This is a genomic window from Flavobacterium sp. (assembly GCF_039595935.1).
Classification (GTDB): Bacteria; Bacteroidota; Bacteroidia; order Flavobacteriales; family Flavobacteriaceae; genus Flavobacterium.
Window position 1 is genome coordinate 373,951 of sequence record NZ_JBCNKR010000006.1, and the last position, 25,751, is coordinate 399,701.

Below are 25,751 nucleotides of genomic sequence, written 5' to 3' on the forward strand. Positions count from 1 at the left end.
ATCTAATGAAAAAGATTCTCTGCTTTATACTGTTTTTACTGATTCCAGTTATTTCCTTAAGCTGTGAAAACAAAAAAGAGAAACCAATAAAGATCAAAATATCAAAACCGATTTATTCCTACGAAGAGAAACTAAAAAGTGAGATTGCTGCCATCAGGAGCTTTTTGGGGAAATCTCCGAAATACAATTCAGACGTAGTTTTCTTTTTAGACATGAAGATAGAATCTGGAAGAAATCGGTTTTTTGTTTATGATTTAAAAAACAACAAATTGCTAAACAAAGGTTTGGTCGGGCATGGTTCTGGTTCAGAAACTGGAATTAGAGGCGAATTGAAATTTAGCAATGTCGAAAATTCACACTGCAGTTCGCTGGGTAAATATGCTATTGGAGGTTCTTATTCTGGAACATTTGGAAAAGCCTATAAATTATACGGTTTAGACAAAACCAACAATAATGCTTTTAATCGAAATATAGTATTGCACAAATACTCTGAAATTCCGTTTGAAGAACAGCCCTACCCTATCTGCAACAGTCTAGGCTGCCCGATGGTAAACGAAAAGTTTTTCAGTGTTCTTGAAAAGCTGATTGACAATTCAAAAAAGAAAATCATTTTGGTAATGTATTATTAATACAACCTTTCAGCCATTTTTGTCATCTATACTTTTATAAAAGACTTTAAATTATACTCCAATGATTAAAAAACAAGCAACAGCACTCTTATTATTCTTTAGCATTTTTGCCTTTGCGCAGAAACCAATTTTTACTACAGCAAAGGTAAAAGCTGCTACAGTATATTTTAATGCTGCCGAAATTTCTCAAATTGCAAATACAATTTTACCGTTAGGAACAAGTGAAATTGTGATTAAAAATGTGGCCGTAAATTTAAATGAAAGTTCAATCCAAATTGGTACGCCGGCGACTGTAACGGTACTTTCGGTTCAATTTACTAATAATTATATTTCAGAATATGAACCCGATCCTAAATCGCCTTTATTGAAAAAAGTTCGTGACAGTATTGTTTTGGTTCAGAAGGAAATTCTGAAAGTAAATAATAGCATAAATTCTGAATCAAAAACCATTCAGTTATTAGATAAAAACCAACAGATTTCCGGCACAAATTCTGGGTTAAATGTTGCCGAATTAATGAAAATGGTCGATTATTATAAAAGCAAGCAAATAGAAATTGCAAACAACATAAATACACTGACTGAGAAAAAGCAAAAGCTAGATGAAACACTTCAAAAACTAAACAACAAACTTGAAGTTGATACAAGTAAAGAAGAAAAAACTTCATCTGGAAAACTGATTGTTCAGGTAATGAACAATGCTGCAGGGCAGGTTCCTTTAGAAATATCTTATTTAACCAATAATGCCGGCTGGTCTACTTTTTATGATTTACGCACCGAAAGCGTTGCGGCTCCAATTAATATGATGTACAAAGCGCAAGTGGTTCAAAATACAGGAATTGACTGGAAAAAAGTAAAACTGACTCTGTCAAGCGGTTATCCAAATCAAAATAATCAAGCTCCAATATTGAGTTCTTGGTTTCTGGCGAATCAGGCATATATTGATCAAGTTATTACTGCTACTGCTTATGGAATCAACAAAAGAAATCAGATACAGGGAAGTATCTATAAAGATAAAAAAGTAAGTAATGAAATGGAGATGGCTGCACCGGTCATGGCAGAATCTTCGGTTTCGAATTACACAACTGTGGCAGAAAACCAGCTTAATATTTCTTTTGATATTGATATCCCGTATGACATTTTATCAAATGGAAAAATTCACAGCGTATCTTTAAAAGAAATAAAACTTCCGGCAACATATAAATATTATGCTGTTCCAAAAGCTGAAAATGATGCTTTTTTACTTGCTGAAATTGCAGACTACAGCAAATACAATTTACTGCGAGGTGAAGCGAATATTATTTTTGAAGGAATGTATGTTGGTAAAACATTCATAGAACCAAATCAGACCAGTGATACTTTGAACTTAAGTATGGGGCGCGATAAAAAAGTATCAATTAAACGTGAAAAAGTTGCAGATAAATCAGGAACTAAGTTTTTATCTGCTAGAAAAGAACAAACTTTTACTTATGATATTACCGTTAGAAATAATAAAAAAGAACCTGTAGAATTATTGCTAAAAGACCAATATCCGCTTAGCACAAATAAGGAAATCGAAGTTGAATTACTGCAGAACGACAGTGCTAAAATAAATGCAGAAACTGGAATCTTGACCTGGCAATTACAGCTGAAACCAAATGAAACCAAGAAATTCAGAATTAGCTATAAAGTGAAATATCCAAAAGATCAAGTTTTAAATTTATAAAACTTCTTATCAAAAAAAATCCCGATAATCAAGGTTATCGGGATTTTGTATTTACTTGGAAACCTAACAGGTTTGATTGTAAACATTCTTAAGGCGCCGGATCAGGAATTATTGCCTGAACAGCATCGATTTCTGCCAAAATTTCTTTAGAAAGCACAACATCAATAGTATCGATGTTTTCTTCTAATTGCTCTAAAGTTGTTGCACCAATAATTGCACTTGTCAAAAATGGCTGTTGCAATACAAATCCCATAGCAAGTTGTGTTAGCGTTAAACCATGTTTTTTGGCGATTTCCTGATACAATTTTGTTGCTTGCGTACATTGTTCGCTATTGTAACGTTTGTATTGTGGAAAAAGATTAATTCTTGCTTTTGGGTGACTTTCCCCAGTTAAAAATTTCCCGGTTAAAACTCCAAATGCTAAAGGTGAATATCCTAATAAACCAACGTTTTCGTATTTTGAAACTTCGGCAGAATTTACTTCAAACAAACGGTTCAATAAAGAATAAGGATTTTGAACGGTTTTAATTCTTGGCAGATTGTTGTATTTGCTTTCTTCCAAAAGGCGCATCATTCCCCACGCATTTTCATTAGAAACACCAATATGTTTAATTTTCCCTTCTTTGATTAATCCGTCGAAAGTTTCTAATATCTCTCTGAAATTATCTTCCCAGGCATCATTGTGTCCGTGAAAAGCACGCTGTCCGAAATTATTAGTTTTTCTTTCCGGCCAGTGCATTTGATACAAATCGATATAATCTGTCTGAAGTCTTTTTAAACTATTTTCTAAAGCGTATTTAATACTTGCCGGAGAAAAATCCAGTTTTTCACGCATGTATCCAAAACTCGGATTTGGACCGGCGATTTTAGATGCCAGAACCACTTTATCTCTATTTCCTGATTTTTTAAACCAGGTTCCAATAATTTTTTCTGTACTTCCGTAAGTTGCTTCACTCGCCGGAACTGAATACATTTCGGCTGTATCGAAGAAATTAACTCCTCTTTCCAGAGCGTAATCCATTTGAGCATGTCCTTCAGCTTCGGTATTCTGCTGCCCGAAAGTCATTGTTCCAAGATTGATTTTACTAACTTTTATGTCGGTGTTGGGTAGTGTTGTGTATTTCATTTTTCTCTTTAAGGTTCAAAGTTGCAAAGTGACAAAGGTACAAAGGGATTTTTCAAATTTAAATTTGACAAAGGTTAAAAAAAGTACAAGATTTTTTTCTCTCCTGCAAGGTTTCCAAAACCTTGTGGGTGTTTTTTTTTACAAAAAATAAACTTATACCTACAAGGTTTTGGAAACCTTGCAGGAAAACAAAAAGGCTCAAAAGTAAAACCTTTGAGCCTTTGTATCTTTGTCACTTTGCAACTTTGAACCTTAGTTTATGCTATTAAGCATATCAGCAATTTCATCTAATCTTGGCGTTAAGATGATTTCGATTCTACGGTTTTTAGCTTTTCCTTCCGGAGTTGCGTTACTTGCCAAAGGAGAAAATTCACTTCTTCCTGCTGCCGTAAGTTTTTGTTTGTTGATTTTAGTATTTTCACTTAAAATAGCCACAATTGCAGTTGCTCTTTTTGTAGATAAATCCCAGTTGTTTGCAATTGGCCCAGAACCAGCATACGGATCATCATCAGTATGGCCTTCAATAAGAACTGAAAGATCTGGATTTTCACCTAATACTTTTCCAAGTTCTACAACCGCTTTTCTACCTTCTGTTCCTACAGCCCAGCTTCCTGAATTGAAAAGCAATTTATTTTCCATAGAAACATATACTTTTCCGTTTTTCTGTTCAACTGTTAAACCTTTGCCTTCAAAACCATTTAAAGCTTTAGATAAAGTTTCTTTCAGCTTGCGCATTGATTCTTCTTTAGCAGCAATCATATCTTCAAGCTCTTTTAAACGATTTGCTGTTTTATCCAAACGAGCCTGCTCATCGGCTAATTTTTTAGATTTTGCTTCTAATTGTGCCAATAAATCACGGTTTTTAGCCATGTTACTTTCTAATGCATCGTTGCTGTTTTTCTCTAAAGCATTATAAGAATCCTGCAAAACTTTGTATTTCTTTTGTTCTGCTGCTAAATCTGCTTTTTGTTTAGCCAGTTCGTCTTTTGTGTTTGCTAAATCTTTAGTCAGTTTATCACGATCTAATTCTAATTGATTTTTTGCTGTTTTTAAACTTTCGTTTTCGTCAGCAATTGAACGATTTTCTTTTTTTAGATCTGAATATTTTGTTTCCAGATCATTGTAAATCTTTTTGGATACGCATGAAGTTGCAGACAATGCTAAAACAACTAATCCAATGGAGGCTTTTTTAATCATTTTACTTTTCGGTTTTTTATTTGGGGCTATTAATAATTTTCAAATTCTAAAAAATTAAAATCCAGACCGTTTCATAGTTTTATAGAATCTGGATTTACATTTTAGAATCGCTATTTTCTCAACAAGAACAATACCAAACTTTAATCAATCTCAACTAAAACCGGACAATGATCTGAGTGAACAGCATCCGGAAGAATTACGGCACGTTTTAAACGATGCCCCATTACTTCACTTACTAAGTTATAATCAATACGCCAGCCTTTATTATTTCCTCGGGCTCCTGCGCGATAGCTCCACCACGAATAATGATGCGGATCTTTATTAAAATGACGGAAACTATCTATAAATCCGGATTTCATAAAAGCATCCAGCCAGGCGCGTTCTTCCGGCAAAAATCCTGAAACTGTTTTGTTACGAACAGGATCATGAATATCAATTGCTTCATGGCAGATATTATAATCTCCGCAGATAATTAAATTTGGAATCGTAACTTTTAACTCATTAATATATTTTTGAAAATCGTCCATAAACATAAATTTATGATCCAGTCTTTCAATATTTGTTCCTGACGGAAGATATAAACTCATTACAGAAACATCATCAAAATCAGCACGAAGGTTACGTCCTTCAAAATCCATATGATGAATTCCGGTTCCGTATACTACTTTTTTAGGTTCTATTTTAGATAATATTGCTACACCGCTGTAACCTTTTTTTGTCGCAGGATAATAATATTGGTAAGGATAGCCCGCAGCCGTTATTGCTTCTACAGGAATTTGATCCTGAGTTGCTTTAATTTCCTGAAGACAGATAACATCAGGGCTGGCCGCTTGCAGCCATTCAATAAAACCTTTGGTAATTGCAGCACGAATTCCGTTTACATTATAAGAAATAATTTTCATCCGATTGTATTTTTTAGGATTTCAAATGTAATAAAAAAGTGGAAAGTTTATAATTGAATAAAGGAAAAGTAGAGTTTTTTGTTATCTTTGTTCGCTGCTTAATAATTTAAAAATAGTAAATGGGTTTAGTTACCGCGAAAGAAGTTGCAAAGGCAATAAATGTTGAAAAGTACGGAGTATTTGGTACTTTTTCAGGCTGGATTCTTATGAAGGTTCTTAAGATCTCTACCCTTAATAAAATTTACGACCGTAATAAGCATCTGGAGGATCTTGCGTTTTTAAACGGAATTTTGGATGAAATGGAAATTAAATTCGAAATCCCGGAAGAAGATTTGAAACGTCTGCCGAAAGATGGTGCGTATATTACTATTTCAAATCACCCGCTTGGAGGTATTGATGGTATTTTGCTTTTGAAATTGATGCTTGAAAGAGAACCAAATTTCAAAATCATTGCCAACTTTCTATTACACAGAATCGTTCCGATGAAAAAGTACATTATGCCGGTTAATCCTTTTGAAAATCATAAGGATGCAAAATCGAGCGTAATTGGTATTAAGGAAACTTTACGTCATTTAAGCGACGGAAAACCATTAGGGATTTTTCCCGCAGGTGAAGTTTCTACTTATAAAGATGGTAAATTAGTTGTTGATAAACCTTGGGAAGAAGGCGCTCTGAAATTGATCAGAAAAGCAAAAGTTCCGGTTGTACCTATTTACTTTCACGCCAAAAACAGTAAATTATTCTATTGGCTTTCTAAAATTGATGACACTTTGCGTACTGCAAAACTGCCGTCTGAATTGCTTACACAAAAAGACCGCGTTATAAAAGTTCGTATTGGAAAACCTATTTCTGTAAGTGAACAAAATGAAATAGAATCGTTTGAAGAATATTCAGAATTCTTAAGACGTAAAACTTATATGCTTGCTAATCCTTTTGAGAAAGACACGAAATTGATAGACACAGCAAGTTTAAAAATTCCTAAAGCGCCTAAAAAAATCGTTACGCCGGCAAATGAATCAAAATTGATTGATGAAGTTCAGGCTTTAAGAGACAGTGATTCGAGATTTTTACAAAGCAAAAACTACGAAGTATTCTTCGCAAGCGCAAAGCAAATTCCGAATATTTTACACGAAATAGGACGTTTACGCGAAATTACTTTCCGTGAAGTAGGCGAAGGAACCAATGAATCTATTGACTTAGACGAATACGACCAATATTATCACCATATGTTTTTATGGGATGATGAAACCAAAAAAATCGCCGGAGCTTATCGTATGGGATTAGGTTCTGAGATTTATCCAAAATACGGAATCGAAGGTTTCTACTTAACTGATCTTTTCAGATTTGAACCGGAACTTCACGATATGATGCACAAATCTATCGAAATGGGCCGTGCATTTATTGTAAAAGAATACCAGCAAAAACCAATGCCATTATTCCTTTTATGGAAAGGTATTATTCATACTACTCTGCGTCACCCTGAACACAAATATTTGGTTGGAGGAGTAAGTATCAGTAATCAGTTTTCTGACTTCTCTAAATCGCTTATGATTGAGTTCATGAAGTCTAACTATTATGACCCTTATATTGCGCAGTATATCCATCCGAAAAAGGCTTATAAAGTAAAATTAAAAGATGCTGATAAAGATTTTATCTTCGACGAAGCAGAATCTGATTTAAATAAATTCGACAAAATCATTGACGAATTAGAACCAGGAAATTTACGCTTACCTGTTTTAATTAAAAAGTACATCAAACAAAATGCACGTGTAGTTGCTTTTAACGTTGATCCGCTTTTTAATAACGCAATTGACGGCTTAATGTACATCAGAATTGCAGATATTCCGGAAAGTACAATGAAGCCTGTTATCGAGGAATTTCAGATTGAATTGGAAAAGAAATTATCTGAGAAGGAAGATTAAATGATTAATCATATAAAAGAAGACTCATAAATTTAGATTTATGAGTCTTCTTTTTTTATACTATTCTTAAACAACTTCTTGTCGCTCCAAACTAAATATTTCTTCACCAATAGTATCCAGTTTATCCAGTATAACTTTAGAACCAGATTCTTTCATCATCTTCCATTCTTTATCAGAAACAGGTACTATCCATAAAAAATTAGTATGTGAATTTCCAAAAGCAGGTACATTCATTTCAGGCAGAAGTTTTAATTTATTCGTCAGAACTGCATACTTAAATTTTTCACTAGCAATTGTCTCAAATTCTACTGTATGTCCTTCTGCTACAAATGTGATATAATCCCAAGGTATTGCTGTAATTCCGCTTATTAGACTTGCTATATTATTTATTTCATCATTTGTCAATCCTGATTTCAAAATAATTCCAAGTTCAATTCTATTTACCTTGCTAGCATCTTCATAATACATTTCTACTTTTGGCTGCGGTCTTAATGAAACTGCTACAGTTGCAAATACAATCTTTTCTGTTCCTTCGTAAACATAAAGACCTTTTGGAGGCCAATCTGAATTATCGATTGCATAATACTTCTCACTTTCTCCAAATATGTCTTCATAATAATCTAGAATTTGAGGCTGTAAAGACTGAAAAGGATTCACTTCTTCATTCCATTCTTTAATAAAAGAGATTGCATTATTTATACGTTTTCTGATCTCATTATCTTCGGAAAGCTCCCAGGCAAAACCACCCTGACCATTACAATCTCGGGCGTATCCACAGAATCCTCTGTCTCCTCCCCAGCTTGGAATTACACATAAAATCTCTCCATTTTCCAACAATGCTGCTCCATCTCCTTCTTCCATCCAGACAATTTCTAAATTCTTCTTATTAAGGCTTTCCTGGCCTTCAGGAAATTTACAAAATTCTTTAGTCAACATAGGAGGAATACCTTTTTCCATCAGTTTTACCTCTATTTCTTCTGGCGCTTTAGTTAAATTTCTAATCCAACAGCTTTTCATACCAAAATCTTCATTATCACCAAACAAATAAAAATAAGCTGTTCTATTGTCTTGTTCCACAATTGCTGTGATTGGACAGTTAGGACTTCTTAATTCAAGAAGAACCCTCGGTTTTTCAATCTTATTTTTTCTGCTAAATAATCCCATATTTCTTTATTATTTTTTTTCAGATTAAAATTCATATTGAAGTAAAGATTTTTATTTTAAAAAAGCATTATCCTCAACAAAAACTCTTTACCTTTATTCCATTAAATCAAAAATCCCATCCGTGATAGCAGATGGGACTTTTTTAATTTATAGCTTTTATTTAAAACCAAGGTTTTTGACCAACCTGATACGTCTGATAAAACTCTTCATCCGATTTTGTGAGATAAATAATTCCTTCAATTAAACCAATTAAGCCTCCAATTCCGCATAAAAGACCTAAAAGAAGCTGAATCACTCCTTCTTTACTATATCCTAAATAAAACTTATGAATTCCTAATGCTCCTAATAAAATAGCCAGAATTCCTGCCGTTATTTTTTTATTCTCTTGAGTGCCTTCCATATTGTGATTATTTAAAATTGATAAAAAAATCCCATTTGCTTTTACACAAATGGGATTAAATATATTTTTAGAACCAGCCTTTCTTACCTACTTGGTAAGTTTGGTAGAATTCTTCATCTGATTTTGTCAGGTAAATGATTCCTTCAATGAAACCAATAATGCTACCGATTCCGCAAGTAACAACGCTTATTACAATTTGAAGAATTCCTTCTTGTGTATATCCTAAGATGAATTTGTGAATTCCAAATCCGCCTAATAAGATACCTAAAACTCCGGCAGCAACTTTTTTATTTTCTGGTCTTGGTCCAGATGGTGTATTCCAAGATTCTGGTTTTGTAGTCTCCATCTTCTTTATTACTAATATTTAAAATTATAATTCAACTTTTCCTATTTCGTTAACTTCGTCAAACTCGTTTTTAGGATCTGGTCCATATTCATTTACTCCTTTATCCCCTTCTGTACAAGCTAATATTAAACTATAAATAGGAATAAGAATAAACCATCCGCTTTTACCAACATCATGCATTCTTCTAACGCCAACAGCAAGCACAGGTACAAAAACTGCCAAAGTATAGACATTTATTAGTAACATTAAAGCTGGAGAAATTAATCCGGCAATAAAAGCTAAAGCAAAAACAATAATTATGTGTCCTAAAAAGAACATCCAATATTCTTTTCTTCTTGCTCTTCCATTAAAATTTGCATAGTTTTCAAAAACCACTTTTTTGTACCATTCAATCATAATTAATCAATTAGTTAGTTTATTCCTACTCTTTTAAGGATTTTCAGTTCCTCCTTTATAAAATTTTGTTAAAAAAATCGGAAACAATATTAAACAAAAATTATATTAAAAACTAATTCTGTAAGTTACTTTTACAGAAATCCCTTGTTATTAAAAACTAAATTGATTATATTATGCAGAAGTGGTATTTTAATTTTGAATTTTATAATTATTTAGAATAAATCTTCTTAATCTTATCAACTATAACCTGAGCCAATCGTTCATGACTTTCAAAAGTCCATCCCGCGATATGCGGCGTTAATAAAGAATTCTTCGCTTCTAGCAAATATTGAAATGCTTCAGGAGTATTTTTATCCTGAAAAAGGGTTTCAAAAGACAATTTTTCATATTCCAAAACATCTAAACCGGCACCTAAAACCTTCTTGGTTTTCATGGCTTCAACTAAATCAGCTGTTACGATATTTTTTCCTCGTGAAGTATTTATAACCCAAAATGGTTTTTCGAAAGCATTTATAAAAGCAGCATCAACCATTTTATCCGTTTCGGGAGTCCACGGAAGATGTAAACTCAGCACATCTGTTTTTTCCTGTAATTCTTTTAAAGTAACTTGTTTTGCATTATCATCCCCTACATTATCGAGAATGTCATAACAAAGTACCTCAACATCAAAACCACGAAGTTTTTTGGCGAAAGCTTTACCCATGTTTCCATAACCAATAATTCCAACCGTTTTACCATCTAATTCATGACCGCGATTACTTTCACGATTCCAGTGTCCGGCTTTAACTTCGGCATCAGCCTGATTCAAATTATTAAAAAGAGAAAGAATTACGCCAAGCGAATGTTCGGCAACTGCATTTCGGTTTCCTTCAGGCGCTGCAATTAAATGAATTCCTTTTGTTTCGGCATAATCACAATCAATACTTTCTAAACCCGCGCCTACTCTGGCAATAAACTGAAGATTTGTGGCTTTATCTAAAAAGGTTTTGTCGATCTTGAATCGGCTTCGAATTACAATTCCGTTATAATGCTGGATTTTAGCTTCAATTTCCTCTTTAGAAGATTTAAAATCGGCGTGGTTTTCAAAACCAGCTTCTTCTAACTGATTCCAAAGAACCGGATGATTGCTGTCGATATGAAGAATTTTTATGCTCATTTTTATTCAATTTTATAAAAACAAAAATACGGCTAAATATTAATTCTTTAGTTTTAAAAATTGTCATTTCAGAAATCACATACACCTTGCATCTTTGTTGCTTTGTTTCTCTGTTCCTCTATCCCTCCTTTTTTATTGGTCAGATTTTTTTTAACTTTGAAAAATAAGCCTCAAAAGAAATTCCTTCTTTATAAATCATTACAATCTCTCCTCATGAAATTAACCAAGACTTTTAAAGCCTTTTTTGAAAATGAAAAATCAGGAGGATTGCTCTTATTATTTGTTACGATCCTCTCTCTCTATGCAGCCAACTCTTCATTCGCTGAAAATTATATCGCTTTTTGGGAAAAAGATTTGGGCGGTCACTCCATTACACACTGGATTAATGACGGGCTAATGACCATTTTCTTTTTGTTGATTGGTTTAGAGCTGGAACGTGAAATTTATCATGGCGAATTATCAAACATCAAAAATGCTTCGCTGCCTATTATGGGGGCTCTTGGCGGAATGCTTATTCCGGCTGCAATTTTTCTTGCTTTAAACTTTAAAACACCAACTCAAAACGGCGCGGGAATCCCGATGGCAACTGATATTGCTTTTGCGATTGGTATATTATCGCTATTAGGAGATAAAGTTCCTGCTTCGCTAAAAGTCTTTTTAACGGCTCTTGCTGTAATAGACGATTTAGGCGCCATAATTGTAATTGCAATATTCTACACTACTGCAATTTCATTTGTAAACCTGGGAATAGCTCTCGGAATTTGGATTTTGTTATTTGTTTTAAACCGAATGAAAATTCATAATCTCATTCCGTATTTAATTGGAGGGGCAGTAATGTGGTATTTTATGCTAAACTCGGGAATTCATGCCACCATAACCGGAGTTATTTTGGCCTTTGTAATTCCGTTTGGAGATGGTGGCGAAAAAACATCTTCATACAAATTGCAGCACTTTTTACATAAACCTGTTGCATTTGTAATTTTACCTTTGTTTGCAATTGCAAATACTTGTATTGCCATCGATTCAAATTGGCATATGGGACTGAATCATCCTAATGCATTTGGAATAATCCTGGGCTTAGTAGTTGGAAAACCTTTAGGAATTGCACTTTTCTCTTCTATTGGAGTAAGTGCGGGGTTGTGCGCTTTGCCAAAAAGTTTAAAATGGGCGCATATTTTAGGTGCGGGAATGCTGGGAGGAATTGGCTTTACGATGTCTATTTTTATAACTCTTTTGGCTTTTAATGATCCTGAAACTATTCTCTATTCTAAAATATCAATTCTTATTGCTTCTGTTCTTTCTGGCGCATTTGGATTTGCTTATTTAAAGCTTGTTCTGACGAAAAAGAAAAGTGTTTAGTTTTCGCACACAGATTTAGCAGATATAAACAGATTAATTTTAATAAATGAAAAAGTATTATTCCTTGTTTGCAATCCTTGTTTTATTATCGTCATGTAACGATAAAAAGCCTGAAACTCTATCAAAAGCAAATATTTCTAAAGATACAATTGCTCTTCAAACGGGCAATAATGAAAATGTAATTGAAGGAATTTATGAAACTCAAGCTGAAGAAAATAATTCAGATGACTGCGCAATTTCATTAAAAATGACCAAAACAAAAGATGGTTATTCTTATTTCCTGAAAACAAAAACACGACAATTAAAAGGAATTGCAACTTTCACCACAGAAGAATCTGGTGAAAAATATTTGGTTTTGGAAGGCATAAAATGGGATGAATACGAAGGTGACATAAGTCATGAAGAGGAAGAAAATGATTCTATTGCAAGTTTAGAAAAACCAGAACTTGAAATTCCGGTTGGAATTACTGCTGGTTATGTAAAAGATACACTGACTATTCAAAATTATGGCAACTCGATGAATTCCTATACAAAGCTTTCAGAGTGTGGAAGAAAGTATATTCGATTGATTAAATTACAAAAGTAAAACTCCAAATCCCAATCTTCATAAATGAAGACAATAAAACAAATACTTACGACATCAATATCTCTAATAATATTGCTTGTAGGTTTTATATTTTATCAAATAAAATATGAAACACAAGCCGATTATTTAGTTTGTCAAATCCCTGTTCCTTTTTGTGGAACCAATGCTCCTCCTTTAACAGAAAGCCAAGAAAAAGGAAGAGAACTATTTAATTCTAATTGCGCTGCTTGCCATAAACTAGATTACAGAAGCACTGGACCACCATTACGCAATAGAGATTCGCTTGTTTTTGCAAAATGGATACTTCAAAAAAACTATAAAATAGACAGCATTAAAATTGAAAAATTAGGAATTGATTATCACAAAACTATGTTTAAAGAATACATAAATAAAGAAAATCTTCCTTTAATAATTGATTATTGCTCAAGACCGCGTTACTAAAAGTTTCAAAAAACAAAAATTCCAAATCCCATCAAGAATTGGAATTTGGAATTTCAAATATTGTAATTTCTTTAAAACTAACCTTTGATTTGTTTCAAAGAAGTTTTAATCCCTTTAATTAAAGATGAACTGAAACCATTGTGTTCCATTTCATTTAAACCAACAATTGTGCAGCCCTGAGGCGTCGTTACGCGGTCAATTAATTGTTCCGGGTGAACTCTCTCTTCTAAAAGCATTTTGGCAGCTCCTTTTACCGTTTGTGCCGCAATTGCCAGAGCAGTGTTAGAATCAAACCCAATTTCAATTCCGGCCTGCATAGAAGCACGAATATAACGTAAAGCATATGCAGTACCGCAAGCACCTAAAACTGTCGCTGCATCCATCAATTTTTCGTCGATTACCGGAGCCGTTCCTAAATCCTGAAACAAGTCAACAATTGGCAATGCTTTTTCTCTGTCTTTTTCAGGAAAAGAAATACAAGTTGCCGATTCTCCAAACTGTGCTCGCAATATTTGGCATAATACGCACAACCGGATATTCATTATTTGTTTTAGATTGAAGAACATCTAAAGACAATCCGCTTACTGCAGAAGCAATAGTTTTGTTTTGAATTACCGGAAGAATCTCTGCCAAAACTGTATCAACCTGATACGGTTTTATGGTTAGGATCACTACATCGGCTTCCTGAATGTTGTGTTTATTATCGTTAGAAACCGTAATTCCGTATTCGGCTAAATATTGAATACTCGCCGTGTTTCTTCTGGTTACAGTTACCTGATTATTTTTAGAAAATTTTGCGATTCCCAAGGCAATAGAAACGCCAAGGTTTCCTCCCCCTATAATGTGTACTTTCATCCTGCTTGGTTTTAATTTATTTTTTGGCTGCTGAATAGCAGATTTTTTCGGCGTGTAAATTACGCAGATTTTACAGATTTTAAATCACTGTAATCTATTAATTTGTGGCAAAAAATTAAAATCCGAGAATCAATTTGGCAACTCCAAAATAGAGCATAATTCCAAATACATCATTCGTTGTAGTAATAAACGGCCCTGTTGCTATTGCGGGGTCAATTTTATTTTTATGAAGAAAAAGCGGTACTAAAGTTCCTAAAGTTGCAGCAAACATAATAACCACAATCATAGAAATCGAAATTGCCATTCCCACTAAATATTGCTGATACATAAGAGAATGATAACCAAGAAGAAGAAGTGAAATGATACTTCCGGAAATCATCGAAACGGTAATTTCTTTACTGAAATAACTTTTGCTGAATTCTTTTAAAGTTCCGTTTGCTAAACCCTGCACAACGATTGCCGATGCCTGAACTCCAATATTTCCGGCTGTAGCCGAAAGCAGAGGCACGAAAATAATCAGGGTTGAATATTTCTGAAAAGCAGTTTCGTTATCTTTTAAAACAAAAGAAGCTACAATTTCGATCACCATCCCGATTAAAAGCCATGGCAAACGTGCTTTGGTTAATTCAAGAACGCTGTCATTCGATTCAACGTCCTGCGTAATACCCGCTGCTAACTGGTAATCTTTATCGGCCTCTTCTTTGATAACATCTACGATATCGTCAATGGTAATTCTCCCAACTAAACGACCGAGTTCATCAACAACCGGAATTGCCTCTAAATCGTATTTCTGCATGATACGCGCAACTTCTACGTCTTCGGTATCAACATTTACAAAGTTCAATTTTCGGATATAAACTTCTCCAATCTGAGTTTTAGTGGAAGAAGTTAGTAAGTCTTTAAGAGATAGGCGCCCTTTTAAACGGTTTTCATCATCGACTACATAAATAGAATGTACTCTTGAAACATTTTCAGCCTGAATTCGCATTTCTTTTACGCAGGTCAAAACGTTCCAGTTTTCATTGACTTTTACAAGCTCTTTTCCCATCAAACCACCTGCCGTGTTTTCGTCGTAGCGCAATAACTCGACAATGTCTTTGGCATGTTCCACATCGACCATCTCCGAGATAACCTCCGCTTTTATTTCCTGCGAAAGTTCGGCGATGATATCGGCGGCGTCATTCGTTTCAAGCTCATCAAGCTCTTCGGCAATCTCTTTTGGTGAAAGTCTGCTTAAGATATTTTCACGCAGATCTTCTTCCAGTTCAAGAAGAATCTCGGCGGTTTTATCACTATCTAAAACTTTGAAAATGTATGTCGCCTCGTCAAAATCTAATTCTTCAAGAATTTCAGCGATATCAGCGTGGTGAAGATCATTAAGTAAAATTTCAAGTTCATTGTCATTTTTCTTAACGATTAGTTCCTCTAATTGGTGGATAAATTCTCTGCTAACTTTGAACTCCATCGGCTTCTATTTTTTGAGTCAAAACAATAAATTCGTCAACACTTAGCTGTTCGGGACGTTTATCAAAGATAGTGTCTTCTCGCAGTTTGTCTGATAAATTTAATGTTTTCAAACTGTTACGTAATGTTTTTCTTCTTTGCTGAAAAGCCGTTTTTACAACTGTAAAAAATAACTTTTCGCCACACGGAAGGCTATAATCTTCCTTTCGGGTCATTTTCATCACACCCGACTTGACCTTGGGCGGAGGAATAAAAACATTTTCGCTTACAGTAAACAAATACTCAGTATCATAGAAAGCCTGTGCCAGTACAGACAGGATTCCGTAGGTTTTTGATCCTTTTTTTCGCAGATGCGTTCTGCAACTTCCTTTTGAAACATTCCTGAAAATTCGGGAATCTGATCTCTAAATTCTAATGTTCTAAAAACAATTTGAGAAGAGATATTATAAGGGAAGTTACCAATTATAGCAAACTGCTTGTTTTCGTAAACCTGGTTTATGTTGTATTTCAGGAAGTCTTCTGAAATAATATTATCTTTTAATTTTGGATAATTTGCATCTAAATAAGCAACAGATTCTGTATCTATTTCAATTACCCGGGTATGAACTGGTTTTTCAAGTAAATATTTAGTAAGCACACCCATCCCTGGTCCTATTTCTAAAACCTCATCGTATCCCTTTAAGCTTAAAGTATCGGCAATTGCTTTTGCTATGCTTTCGTCTTTAAGGAAATGCTGTCCTAAATGTTTTTTGGCTTTTACTTTTTCCATTTTCTTACCTGTTTTGCCACGAGGGTGCAAAAGTATTCTTTTTAATGCGAAGGGTCAAAGACTCAAAGCTTTATTTTTTATTATTCTAGATTTTTTTTGCCACAAACTTACTATAGTCAAACTCATTTGTTTCTTGGCTCAATAACAATCTGAAAATTATCCTTGTTTTTATCTATTTTGTTTTTTACAGGAAATCTACTCATCCTCTCACTTAAGCGTAAAAAACTATAAAACCTCTCTGCTTTTGATAACTTTAGAAATTCTTCTTGCTGTTGTTTATTACTTTCTTCTTTTGTTTGAAATCGAATTTCCATAACTTAAAAAAGTTTACATGAAAGGAATTTTGTTGTGTTTAGTAACTGTTTCAACAGTATTTTTACTCCAAACCAATAATCCTTTTTTTCCAATATTCACTAATCTTTCCTCTTCAACATTATTTGCAACTGCCCACTCAATCCATCTCTTTACAGAAAAACTCCAGTAAATCCATCCTAAAGCAACTCCAATCAACATTGCTATTTTAAAATGTAGATCAGCATACATACTTAATCCAAAGCCTGTTGTAAGTATTATAAATATAACCGGTAAATTGATCGTCAATTGTCCTCTTAAAGAAATATCGTAATCAGTTAGTTTTTTATAATTCATATAAATCCAAATAGTTTTTTTGCAACTGAAAACTAATTAATGTTCCGAAATAACCTCAAGCTCCGTTCTAAAAGAAAGCATTTTATCTGCAAATAATTCTAATGCTTCTCTGTCAAACTTGGGCTGATCTTCTAAATAATACTTTTCTAAAGTATCCTTGCTATCGGTTATGTATTGTACAGAATAGGTAACTCCGCCCATTTCTTCTTCAACCAAAACTTTTACAATTCTTGCCGAAGAAAATTTTTGTGTTGCGAGGATCTCCGGTATGTGCTTTTCCTGCATCCATTTTAACCATTGATCGTGTGCACTTTCGTGTATATTGGTAGTAACGTTGAAAATTATCATTTTTTTTAAGGTTCTGAGATACTAAGGCGCTAAGGTTCTAAGTTTTTTTTAGAATCTTAAAATACATCTCATATTACTAATTCATTTAATTCAATTGATAATTCCGAATAAACGGATAAACAAATAACCGATTAAACCAAATTATAAATTCTTATCTCCTCTCAATTCTCGGTATTTTTTTCTGGCATCAACAAAGTAAATACTGTCCTGATGGTTAAAAATTACCTTTTCATACAAAGGCTTGGCCTTTTCTATATCTTTTAGTTCGTCGTTGTAAATTTCTGCTGAGAAAAACAGCGCTTCATCTACATAAATTCCGTCGCTGTGATTATCAATGATTTGCTGGTATTGACTTAAAGCTAAAGGATAATCTTTTTGACTTTCATATATTTTTCCTAAACGCAACAATGTAACCGCTTCGATTTCCTGTCCTTTAAAATTCTTTAAAATACTCTGAAACTGTGTAATGGCTTCTGGTTTTTTATTCTGATAAAGTAAAAAATCGCCTTTTGCAAATTGTTTCAAAGCTGTTTGAGTTGAATCAGCAGCGGTGTTGTCGTTTATCAGTAAAAAATATTCTAGAGCGTCATTGGCGATTAACTGAGTGTTGGCCGATTTTAATTCTTTAAACTGCTTTAAAGCCCATTCAAAATCGCCTTTGTAATAACTTGTTTTTGCGGCTTTCAAACTTGCTTCGTGCGACATAACATCATTCTTTAAATCCATTTGAATCTGCGAATAATAGATAAGCGCCTGATTAAATTTTTCTTCTAAAAGAAGGATATCTGCCAGCTCCATCTTTGCATCAGCCTGTTGATAAGCATTCAAATTTAATTCTAAAGCTCTTTTTACAACTGATTTGGCTTCTTCTGTCTTTTTTAAATTAAAAGCTAAAAAACGAGCCTGAATTAACTGCAAAGATAACGTAAAAGGATTTATTTCGTAAGTAATCAGTAATTGCTGCAGTTCAGCAGTAATTGCGGGATAATCTTTTTCCTGTGCCTTATTGATTTTAATCTGCATTAAATTGGCATTGGTCTGAATTAGTAAATCCTGATCTTTTGTGTTTTGCAGAATAAAGTTGAGAATTTCAGAAGCCGTTTCGGTGTCATCTTCATTTAAAGCAAACTGACTTAAATTGACAATACTGATTAAAGATTCAGGTTCGCGTTTATAAATGGCTTTTTCCTGAATAAAGGCTTTTCCAAATTCTTTCTGCTGTACATAAAACCAGCTTAAATAATGATTCCAGAAAACATCCTGATCTTTTTGTGTTCTTAAAATCAGGGCTTTTCGCATGGCATCTTTAAAAGCGGTGTTATCCGTTTCGCCATTCATAAAACGGGATAACTGCGTTTGAATTAAATTAGCATTCTGTTGATTGTTATATGATTCTGTCAGCAGAAGATCAATCATTAAATCGGTTTTACCTAATTGACCATACAACATTCCAATCTGGAAATTGAAATTATAATTCGGCTGAATCTGCATTGCAGTTTGATATGCTTTTAAAGCATATTCCAACAATACTTTTTTCTCAAAAGCATTCCCAACTCCATAAACATCATTTGGATTGGTTTTTATTTTTTCGATTGCCTGATCGTAGTAATTTTTGGCTTTTGATTCGTTTTTCTGTAATTGATAATTATACCCTAATTCAACCAGAAAAGCGCCTTGCTTGTATGCATTATAACGGCTTAAAATTGTTTTTTCAGCAAGATCAAACTGCTGCAGCTGCTGATAACAATCTATAGTTCGTAAAAAATATTGGGTATTGGATGGAGAACTTCTTAAAAGGTCTTCGTAAATGATTTTGGCTTTTTCAAAATCACCTTTGTCGTAGTAATTGTTTGCTAACTGTTCGTTTTGCGAAAATGCAAAACCCGACCACAACAAAACGATATAGATAAAGATGTTTTTCATATTTCAGTTTTTAATGTGGTATTTTAAACAATTAAGAAACCTGACGGGTTTTAAAAGCCCGTCAGGTTTAACTCTAAATTACAAAAAATTTAGTTTATAATATCAAATCCGCAGTAAGGACGTAAAACTTCCGGGATTACGATTCCTTCCGGCGTTTGGTAATTTTCTAAAATTCCGGCTAAAACTCTAGGCAGGGCTAATGAACTTCCGTTTAATGTGTGTGCCAATTGGTTTTTTCCGTCTTTGTCTTTGAAACGTAATTTCAAGCGGTTTGCCTGAAAAGTTTCAAAGTTAGAAACAGAACTGATTTCTAACCAGCGATCCTGTGCCGTAGAAAATACTTCAAAATCATAAGTCAAAGCCGATGTGAAACCCATATCGCCACCGCACAGACGCAAAACTCGGTATGGGAGTTTTAATTCTTTTAAAATACCTTTTACGTGCTCAACCATTCCGTCAAGTGCTTCATAAGACTTTTCAGGATGCTCGATGCGAACAATTTCTACTTTGTCAAATTGGTGTAAACGATTTAATCCGCGAACGTGTGCTCCGTATGAACCTGCTTCACGACGGAAACATGGCGTATAAGCAGTTTGCAAAACCGGCAGTTCGCTTTCGTTTAAAATAACATCGCGGAATAAATTCGTAACAGGAACCTCAGCGGTTGGAATTAAATATAAATCATCAACTCCTGCGTGGTACATCTGCCCTTCTTTATCCGGCAATTGCCCTGTTCCGTAACCTGAAGCTTCGTTTACCAAATGCGGTACCTGAACTTCATTGTATCCTGCAGCTGTATTTTTATCTAAAAAATAATTGATTAAAGCACGCTGTAACTTTGCTCCTTTTCCTTTGTAAACAGGAAAACCTGCGCCGGTAATTTTTACACCTAACTCAAAATCGATGATATCGTATTTCTTTACCAATTCCCAGTGCGGCTGTGCGCCTTCATGTAAAACCGGAATATCACCTTCCTGAAAAACATTCAAATTGTCATCCGGAGTTTTTCCTTCAGGAACAATATCTGCCGGAAGGTTTGGTAAAGTGTATAATTTATTGGTTAACTCAACTGCCAAAGCTTCTGCTTTTTCGCCAAGTTCTTTGCTTTTTTCTTTTAATGTCGCTGTTTTTTCTTTTAAGATCGCTGCTTTGGCTTTCTCTCCAGCTTTCATTAATTCGCCAATGTCTTTGGACAATTTATTAGATTCAGACAAAGTATTGTCAAGCTCCACTTGTGCAGCACGACGATTTTCATCTAGTTTCACCACCTCTTCAACAATGCTTTTGGCATCGATATTTCGTTTTGCCAAAGCCTTGATTACTTTCTCCTGATTTTCTCTAATAAATGCAATTTGTAACATAGCTTGTTTTTTATAACTATTGTATTTTTTAATAACGGAAGCAAATTTAATGAAATGTTTGCTAAGATTAGGTAGAAAGTTTAGTCTAAAGTTATTTCTATGATTTCACAGAGATACACGAAGTTGGCGGAAAGATCTGCGAAGAGTTTTTGCTTATTCTTTAATCACTTTAAAAATTTCTGCAGAGTTGCCCGAACTCACTTTTAAAAAGTAAAACCCTGAACCCAGCCCAATGACATTTATTGTGCCGTCACTGGTTTTACCTTTTAAAACTGATTTTGATTCGAAGTTAAAAAACTCAAAATCAAAGTTTTTATCTACCCAATTCTCAATTGAGATGGTATTTACTGCCGGATTTGGAGAAACGAAAGGCTGTTTTTTGATTGTTTTTTCTAATGGATGTTTATTACAGGCACTTTCTAAGAGATCTTCTAAATCATTTTCATCATAAACAAAAGCATAATTAAGCTCTTTAGCTTTTTGAAACAACTCGCAGGCGTTGTCATATTTTTTCTGATCGAGATAAATAATTCCAAGATTTTTCATTGCATAAGAATTGTTTTTGTCTGTTTCTAAAACAGCTTTTAAATCAGCAATTCCTTTTTTAGATTCTCCTAGTTTATGATACAATAAACCGCGAATTGTCTTTAAATCTTCTTCCGTTCGCGAAGGTGATTTTCTGTCATTTTCTTTATTGTATTCAAATGCTTTTTCAATATTTTCTAATGCTTTTTGATATTCTCCTATTCCTGCCAATAAGCTGGAAAGTGCTTGATATGCTTGGGATTGATTTGGTTTTTCTGTTACAATTTTCTCTAAATAAAAACGTGCCAGATCGTTTATTTTTCTTTTTTGCAACAGTGTTGCAAAATTATATAAAATGCGATAATCATCGGGTGCATTTTTGATTGCTTTGAAATAATAGTTGAATGCAAAACCGTCCATTTCAAGAATAGAATAAACACTTGCCATTCGGTCATAAAGTTTACTCCTAAAAGCCGATGTTTTCTTTTGGGCCGAATCTGATAAAACCAAATTCTTATTTTTTGGATCTTTATCAATGGCAAATTCAACCTTTTTTAAATCTTCAATTGCCAGTGTATTATTCCCTAAACTTACTCCTAAAACGCCGCGGTTGTATAAATCGTTAACGCTTGTTGGGTTAAAATTGGTTTTTGCATTGATTTCAGTCAGCATTTTTAATGCCTTTTTAACCGATTCTTCACGGTCTTTTCCATACGGAAGTTTGTGGTCTGTTCTTCCAGTCATTTTCCCGTGTGTAAAACTCCACGTTACCAGTTTTTCGCCTTGCGGATTGTATTGAAAACCATCTCCGTCTTTCAATCCGTCCTTATCAAAATAAAAAACTTCATTTAGTTTTCCGTTTGAATAATATGTTTTCGAACTGTCTGGCTTTTTATCTTCCCCGAACCAAATAGCAGCAGAAACAGTATGATTATTATAAAAATACTGCGTAACATTTTCAGACACTTCTTTTTGTTTTTCCTGAGCCAGCAAGAAAAAGGGCCAAATTAATACAACAAGAAATATCTTTTTCAACATTTTTTAAATTTCAGTAAATGCGAAATTACAAAAATCGGTTGCGATCGTCTTTCTTAAAAGAATATGTTTTTCCGTTAAATTTTAGTTTTTGAAATTCTTTTTTGACTTTTAAATCACTTTTTTGCTGAATATCATTCTCCAGATCTTCTTCGGCGGCGTCTTCATAAGTAAAGATTTTAGAAACTAACAAATCATAAAATCCGTTTGTTTGCGAATCTGAAAGACTAATTCCGGTTTCTAAAGTTTCTATTTGATAGGTTCCGCCTCCGTTTGAGTCACCGTTTGCAGATCGAATTGGGTATTCGTATAAGACTTTATTCATTTTATTCCCGTCAAAAGTTACAATCGTAAACTTTTCTTCAGAATACATGACAACTCTGCTGTTTGAGTATACTTCTGTGCTTAATGCAATGGCAGTTGTTTTGTCGTTGAGATGTAGTAAATCTTTCAAAATGTAGGTTTTCGAAACTCTTAAACCTTCATTTTCATGATAGCCAAGATTTTGATCTGTTAACTGATCCAGAATTTTTCCGTCTTCGTTATTTACAAACACGTATTTTCTTTCGTAAAAATTACCTAAATCTTCTTCGTTAGAAACTGATTTGCTATTTTTTTTGATAATACAAATTACAAAAAAAGTCACTTTTTCGTTGTACCGAATCGAACTTACATCTTCAATTTTAATACTGGAATATTTTACATTCAGATTTTTGGCCGTTTTTTGCAACAGACCCAAGTCTAGTTCATCAGAAGGAACGATGTCTTCACTTTTCTTAAAAATAAGCTGTTCTGCTGCTTTTGGGGTTTCAGACTGAACGGCTAACGAAGGGGCGTTTTCGTCAATGAGCTGTTTTTCATTTTTTCCACAGGAAAATAGAAATAGAAAAATGCCACTGAGAATTAAGTAGGTTTTAATTTTCATTGGTTCTTGGTTTTAAAATTAGGGCTATCAAATATAAAATATTTTAGCTAAATTTTTTCAATAAAACCAAAAAAACAAGTAAATCAGTACTTTATTTATATTCTACAAGCAATTCTTTTAGTTCGGGAGTTTTTAAAAATACAGCATATCTTCCGGCCAATAATAAGATATCCCTTTCTTCTGGTTTTATCCGCAATTTGGTTTCAATATGCGATGCATACTCGTACATTAGCAAAACTTCTCCCGCCGAAAGTTCCTGAAACTTATCTTTTTGAAGCGTTGCGGCGATAATTTCTCCATCTTTATTTTTTTTGAATGCACTTTCGCCGAATTTCTCTACGATATCATTTTTAAAATCTGTATATAATTTAAACCAGCCGCTAGAATCATCCGTTGTGTTTTTTAATTCTGAAACGAGTTCTTCGTACTTTTCATCCTTTTTCATTTTTTGCAAATGATTCCGAATTGTAGTAAAACCAATGATCTGATAATTTTTTACTGGAATTTTGTAGCGTTCAAAAGTGTTTTCGACATCTTTATCAAAAGTCATATAACGTGTTTGAACTGTATATAATGAAGCTGTTTCGAATAATGAAAGAAGTCCGATTTTTGTATCGTTGATGTACGGTTCCTTTTTGCCTTGTCCGAGACAATCGATAAAAAGTGCTTTTTTATTTTTGTCCTCCACTCTCGTATCAGAATGAAGCAGTTCTGCGAGAGTTTTATAACCCGTATTATCAGAAGCGCCTCCATCAATAATGCATAAAATTTTATCCTGATTTTTGATGCCAAATTTAACCTTTGGCAAAACACCCGGAAAAGCTGAACTTGCCGTTATGCCATACGTTACAGGAAAATTGTAACCGTCGTTAATTTTGCTTTCATTCAATACAAGATCTGCTTTATTGGGTGCTAGAGATTCATCTATTCCAAGTCCTTTAATAACGTGAGGCATAAACGCAATTCGTTCGCCATTGTTAAAAGCAGTTCCGTTGGCTACAAACATGGGCAGCGAAGGTTCTGTTTTACTTTCTTTTGGAACAAAAAAATCAGACAGCAGCATTTGAGTATTAAACTTATCTTTATTATCAGGATTTAATGCATCGTATTGCAAAATATCAGCATCGATGCGCTGCGTCATCGGGATTTTATCCCCTTTTTCGTTTCGGCTGTTATTTAAAAGTGATAAAATATTAGCCGATTTATCTACATAATCTTTATAAGCATCAGCTTTTGAAAAGTAAAATTCGTTGAAAGAACAATTATCATGCTGGAGTTTATTTTTAAGAACCGTTAAATAATATCCGGCCGAAAAACAGCCGCCGGAAACGGTTGAATAATAATCGATTTCATTTAAAAAATTGCGCTGCAGATAATTTTCATCAATTTCTTCAAGTCCGAGGAGAACACCCATGCTAAAAAACTGGGCTCGCGAACCGCCGCCGGAAATTCCGATTCCGAGAGCGATATTCGGATTTTGAAATTTTTGATCTCTTTCCTGAACCGATTTATAATCAGCTAAAGAAACATCAGGAATGGAGTTATAATTGATCTCCGAAAAAAGGTTTATTTTATTTTGAGAAATTACGGTTTGAGCAAAAAGAACAAGCAGAATCTGGCAGTATTTATTTCTCATTTTGACTATTTTAAAATAGATAAATCACTCAAAGCGAAATTAATAAAGAAATTGCAAATGCTGGGTGAAGACAGAAAAGATTAGCTAAATTTTACCAAAAAAACCTCTGACTCTTTGTTACTCTGCTTCTTTGAACCTTAAAAATCTAAGCCCTTTTAATTTCATGCCCAATAAATTCTTCTAAAACGGCAAATATCTCTTCAACCGGAAGTGCTTCAAAATCAGGATGGTTTTTTAGGAAATTAGCATTAAGCTGAACCAGATTTTCATCCAATTCAAAAAAAGTATTGTTGTTCAGCAAATCTCTTGTAGGGTTTACGCCTTCCAGCTTTCCTTTTAAAAATTTACCAATTTTAACAGAACTCAGCAGTTTAACTCTTTTTGACTGCGCCTGAAATAATTCTAAATGTTTTTCGGCACCAATTAAAGCCAGACCTTCTTCTATTAATTCGTTCAGTTCCTTATTCCATCCAGAATTATATACAAACTGAGAAAAATTGCCAGCCGAATATTGCGAAGCATAATAATCTAAATAATAACTCAATAAAGCATCTTCGTGAATGAAGTCGTCGTTTACTTTTTCTTCACGAATTAAATTTATTATCGAAATATTTGAATTGATAATATCCTGCGGATTTTCGCTATTTGCTGCTGTTTCTGAAACTAGTATTCTGCCGAATTCTTCCATTGGGTTTTGTTTATAAAATAAGAATACAAATTTCGAATAAAAATGAAGAACAACGGTTAAAAACTGATTAAATCTAAATCTTTCTAAAATTACCAATCATTTTTAGGTGAAAATACCTGCTGAAAATTCATAACAATGTATTATACTTTAGCACTTTTTTAACCAAAAACAATCATTATTCTAAATTTTTATGAAAAAAACAATAGTTTTTCTATTTAGCTTTTTTTGCATTATTTGCTTATTTAGCT

23 protein-coding genes and 3 pseudogenes are annotated in these 25,751 nt (G+C 33.7%); 6 read left to right on the forward strand and 20 right to left on the reverse strand.

Translation table 11 applies throughout. The features are described 5' to 3' along the window. Positions 1-5: 5 nt before the first annotated feature. Positions 6-629, forward strand: a complete 624-nt coding sequence (locus ABDW27_RS11295; RefSeq protein WP_343695997.1) for a murein L,D-transpeptidase catalytic domain-containing protein — start codon at positions 6-8, stop codon at positions 627-629. 61 nt (positions 630-690) lie between these two features. Then, the gene (locus ABDW27_RS11300; protein ID WP_343695998.1) at positions 691-2,331 is read left to right on the forward strand and encodes a DUF4139 domain-containing protein; all 1,641 of its coding nucleotides are present in this window, start codon (positions 691-693) and stop codon (positions 2,329-2,331) included. A gap of 88 nt (positions 2,332-2,419) precedes the next feature. Here the strand turns inward: ABDW27_RS11300 and ABDW27_RS11305 are convergent, their stop codons facing one another. The 3 genes from ABDW27_RS11305 to ABDW27_RS11315 all read right to left on the reverse strand — a co-directional run bounded on the left by ABDW27_RS11305 (position 2,420) and on the right by ABDW27_RS11315 (position 5,556). Beyond that, positions 2,420-3,457: an aldo/keto reductase gene (locus ABDW27_RS11305; RefSeq protein ID WP_343695999.1), complete on the reverse strand. Its 1,038-nt coding sequence runs from the start codon at positions 3,455-3,457 to the stop codon at positions 2,420-2,422. A gap of 252 nt (positions 3,458-3,709) precedes the next feature. After that, entirely contained in the window at positions 3,710-4,654 is a 945-nt protein-coding gene (locus ABDW27_RS11310) for an OmpA family protein (RefSeq protein WP_343696000.1), read from the reverse strand. 140 nt (positions 4,655-4,794) lie between these two features. Then, positions 4,795-5,556, reverse strand: coding sequence for an exodeoxyribonuclease III (locus ABDW27_RS11315; RefSeq protein WP_343696001.1), 762 nt, complete (start codon positions 5,554-5,556; stop codon positions 4,795-4,797). A 119-nt stretch (positions 5,557-5,675) separates the two neighbouring features. Here ABDW27_RS11315 and ABDW27_RS11320 point away from each other — a divergent pair, with 119 nt between their 5' ends. Further along, positions 5,676-7,478 (forward strand): lysophospholipid acyltransferase family protein, encoded by a 1,803-nt coding sequence (locus ABDW27_RS11320; RefSeq protein WP_343696002.1) that lies wholly within the window; start codon positions 5,676-5,678, stop codon positions 7,476-7,478. Between the two features lie 66 nt (positions 7,479-7,544). Here the strand turns inward: ABDW27_RS11320 and ABDW27_RS11325 are convergent, their stop codons facing one another. From ABDW27_RS11325 to ABDW27_RS11345, 5 genes are all read right to left on the reverse strand, one after another. Then, positions 7,545-8,555 (reverse strand): suppressor of fused domain protein, encoded by a 1,011-nt coding sequence (locus ABDW27_RS11325; RefSeq protein WP_343696003.1) that lies wholly within the window; start codon positions 8,553-8,555, stop codon positions 7,545-7,547. Positions 8,556-8,802: 247 nt separating this feature from the next. After that, a complete protein-coding gene (locus ABDW27_RS11330) occupies positions 8,803-9,042 on the reverse strand; it encodes a TM2 domain-containing protein (RefSeq protein ID WP_073415405.1) in 240 nt (79 codons plus the stop codon). A 67-nt stretch (positions 9,043-9,109) separates the two neighbouring features. After that, positions 9,110-9,388: a TM2 domain-containing protein gene (locus ABDW27_RS11335; protein ID WP_343696004.1), complete on the reverse strand. Its 279-nt coding sequence runs from the start codon at positions 9,386-9,388 to the stop codon at positions 9,110-9,112. Between the two features lie 24 nt (positions 9,389-9,412). Further along, positions 9,413-9,784 (reverse strand): DUF805 domain-containing protein, encoded by a 372-nt coding sequence (locus tag ABDW27_RS11340; protein ID WP_343696005.1) that lies wholly within the window; start codon positions 9,782-9,784, stop codon positions 9,413-9,415. A gap of 208 nt (positions 9,785-9,992) precedes the next feature. After that, positions 9,993-10,940: a 2-hydroxyacid dehydrogenase gene (locus tag ABDW27_RS11345; protein WP_343696006.1), complete on the reverse strand. Its 948-nt coding sequence runs from the start codon at positions 10,938-10,940 to the stop codon at positions 9,993-9,995. Between the two features lie 213 nt (positions 10,941-11,153). Between ABDW27_RS11345 and nhaA the strand changes: the two genes are divergently transcribed. The 3 genes and pseudogenes from nhaA to ABDW27_RS11360 form a co-directional block, all read left to right on the forward strand. Next, the gene (gene nhaA, locus ABDW27_RS11350) at positions 11,154-12,299 is read left to right on the forward strand and encodes a Na+/H+ antiporter NhaA (RefSeq protein ID WP_343696007.1); all 1,146 of its coding nucleotides are present in this window, start codon (positions 11,154-11,156) and stop codon (positions 12,297-12,299) included. Between the two features lie 46 nt (positions 12,300-12,345). After that, positions 12,346-12,885 carry a hypothetical protein gene (locus ABDW27_RS11355; protein ID WP_343696008.1) on the forward strand — a complete coding sequence of 180 codons (540 nt, stop codon included), beginning with the start codon at positions 12,346-12,348 and terminating at the stop codon, positions 12,883-12,885. 192 nt (positions 12,886-13,077) lie between these two features. Beyond that, positions 13,078-13,326, forward strand: a pseudogene (locus tag ABDW27_RS11360) (c-type cytochrome); the annotation flags it as partial. A gap of 77 nt (positions 13,327-13,403) precedes the next feature. Here ABDW27_RS11360 and proC read toward each other — a convergent pair. From proC to ABDW27_RS11420, 12 genes and pseudogenes are all read right to left on the reverse strand, one after another. After that, positions 13,404-14,181 (reverse strand): annotated as a pseudogene (gene proC / locus ABDW27_RS11365) (pyrroline-5-carboxylate reductase). Between the two features lie 115 nt (positions 14,182-14,296). Then, positions 14,297-15,646, reverse strand: a complete 1,350-nt coding sequence (gene mgtE, locus ABDW27_RS11370) for a magnesium transporter (protein ID WP_343696009.1) — start codon at positions 15,644-15,646, stop codon at positions 14,297-14,299. Beyond that, positions 15,630-16,414 (reverse strand): annotated as a pseudogene (rsmA, locus tag ABDW27_RS11375) (16S rRNA (adenine(1518)-N(6)/adenine(1519)-N(6))-dimethyltransferase RsmA). Before rsmA ends, mgtE begins: the two are co-directional and overlap by 17 nt. Positions 16,415-16,536: 122 nt before the next feature. Further along, a complete protein-coding gene (locus ABDW27_RS11380) occupies positions 16,537-16,728 on the reverse strand; it encodes a hypothetical protein (protein WP_343696010.1) in 192 nt (63 codons plus the stop codon). A 13-nt stretch (positions 16,729-16,741) separates the two neighbouring features. Next, positions 16,742-17,062: a hypothetical protein gene (locus ABDW27_RS11385; RefSeq protein WP_343696011.1), complete on the reverse strand. Its 321-nt coding sequence runs from the start codon at positions 17,060-17,062 to the stop codon at positions 16,742-16,744. A gap of 36 nt (positions 17,063-17,098) precedes the next feature. Further along, on the reverse strand, positions 17,099-17,410 hold the full coding sequence (locus ABDW27_RS11390; protein WP_343696012.1) for a DUF4286 family protein: 312 nt from the start codon (positions 17,408-17,410) through the stop codon (positions 17,099-17,101). Between the two features lie 141 nt (positions 17,411-17,551). After that, on the reverse strand, positions 17,552-19,333 hold the full coding sequence (locus ABDW27_RS11395) for a tetratricopeptide repeat protein (protein WP_343696013.1): 1,782 nt from the start codon (positions 19,331-19,333) through the stop codon (positions 17,552-17,554). A gap of 89 nt (positions 19,334-19,422) precedes the next feature. Then, a complete protein-coding gene (gene serS / locus ABDW27_RS11400; RefSeq protein WP_343696014.1) occupies positions 19,423-20,694 on the reverse strand; it encodes a serine--tRNA ligase in 1,272 nt (423 codons plus the stop codon). Between the two features lie 153 nt (positions 20,695-20,847). Then, positions 20,848-22,257, reverse strand: a complete 1,410-nt coding sequence (locus tag ABDW27_RS11405; RefSeq protein WP_343696015.1) for a T9SS type A sorting domain-containing protein — start codon at positions 22,255-22,257, stop codon at positions 20,848-20,850. A 25-nt stretch (positions 22,258-22,282) separates the two neighbouring features. After that, complete coding sequence (locus ABDW27_RS11410) at positions 22,283-23,179, reverse strand: hypothetical protein (RefSeq protein WP_343696016.1); 897 nt, start codon at positions 23,177-23,179, stop codon at positions 22,283-22,285. A 91-nt stretch (positions 23,180-23,270) separates the two neighbouring features. Next, the gene (locus tag ABDW27_RS11415; RefSeq protein ID WP_343696017.1) at positions 23,271-24,815 is read right to left on the reverse strand and encodes a patatin-like phospholipase family protein; all 1,545 of its coding nucleotides are present in this window, start codon (positions 24,813-24,815) and stop codon (positions 23,271-23,273) included. Between the two features lie 145 nt (positions 24,816-24,960). After that, positions 24,961-25,503 (reverse strand): hypothetical protein, encoded by a 543-nt coding sequence (locus tag ABDW27_RS11420; RefSeq protein WP_343696018.1) that lies wholly within the window; start codon positions 25,501-25,503, stop codon positions 24,961-24,963. Positions 25,504-25,751 lie beyond the last annotated feature (248 nt).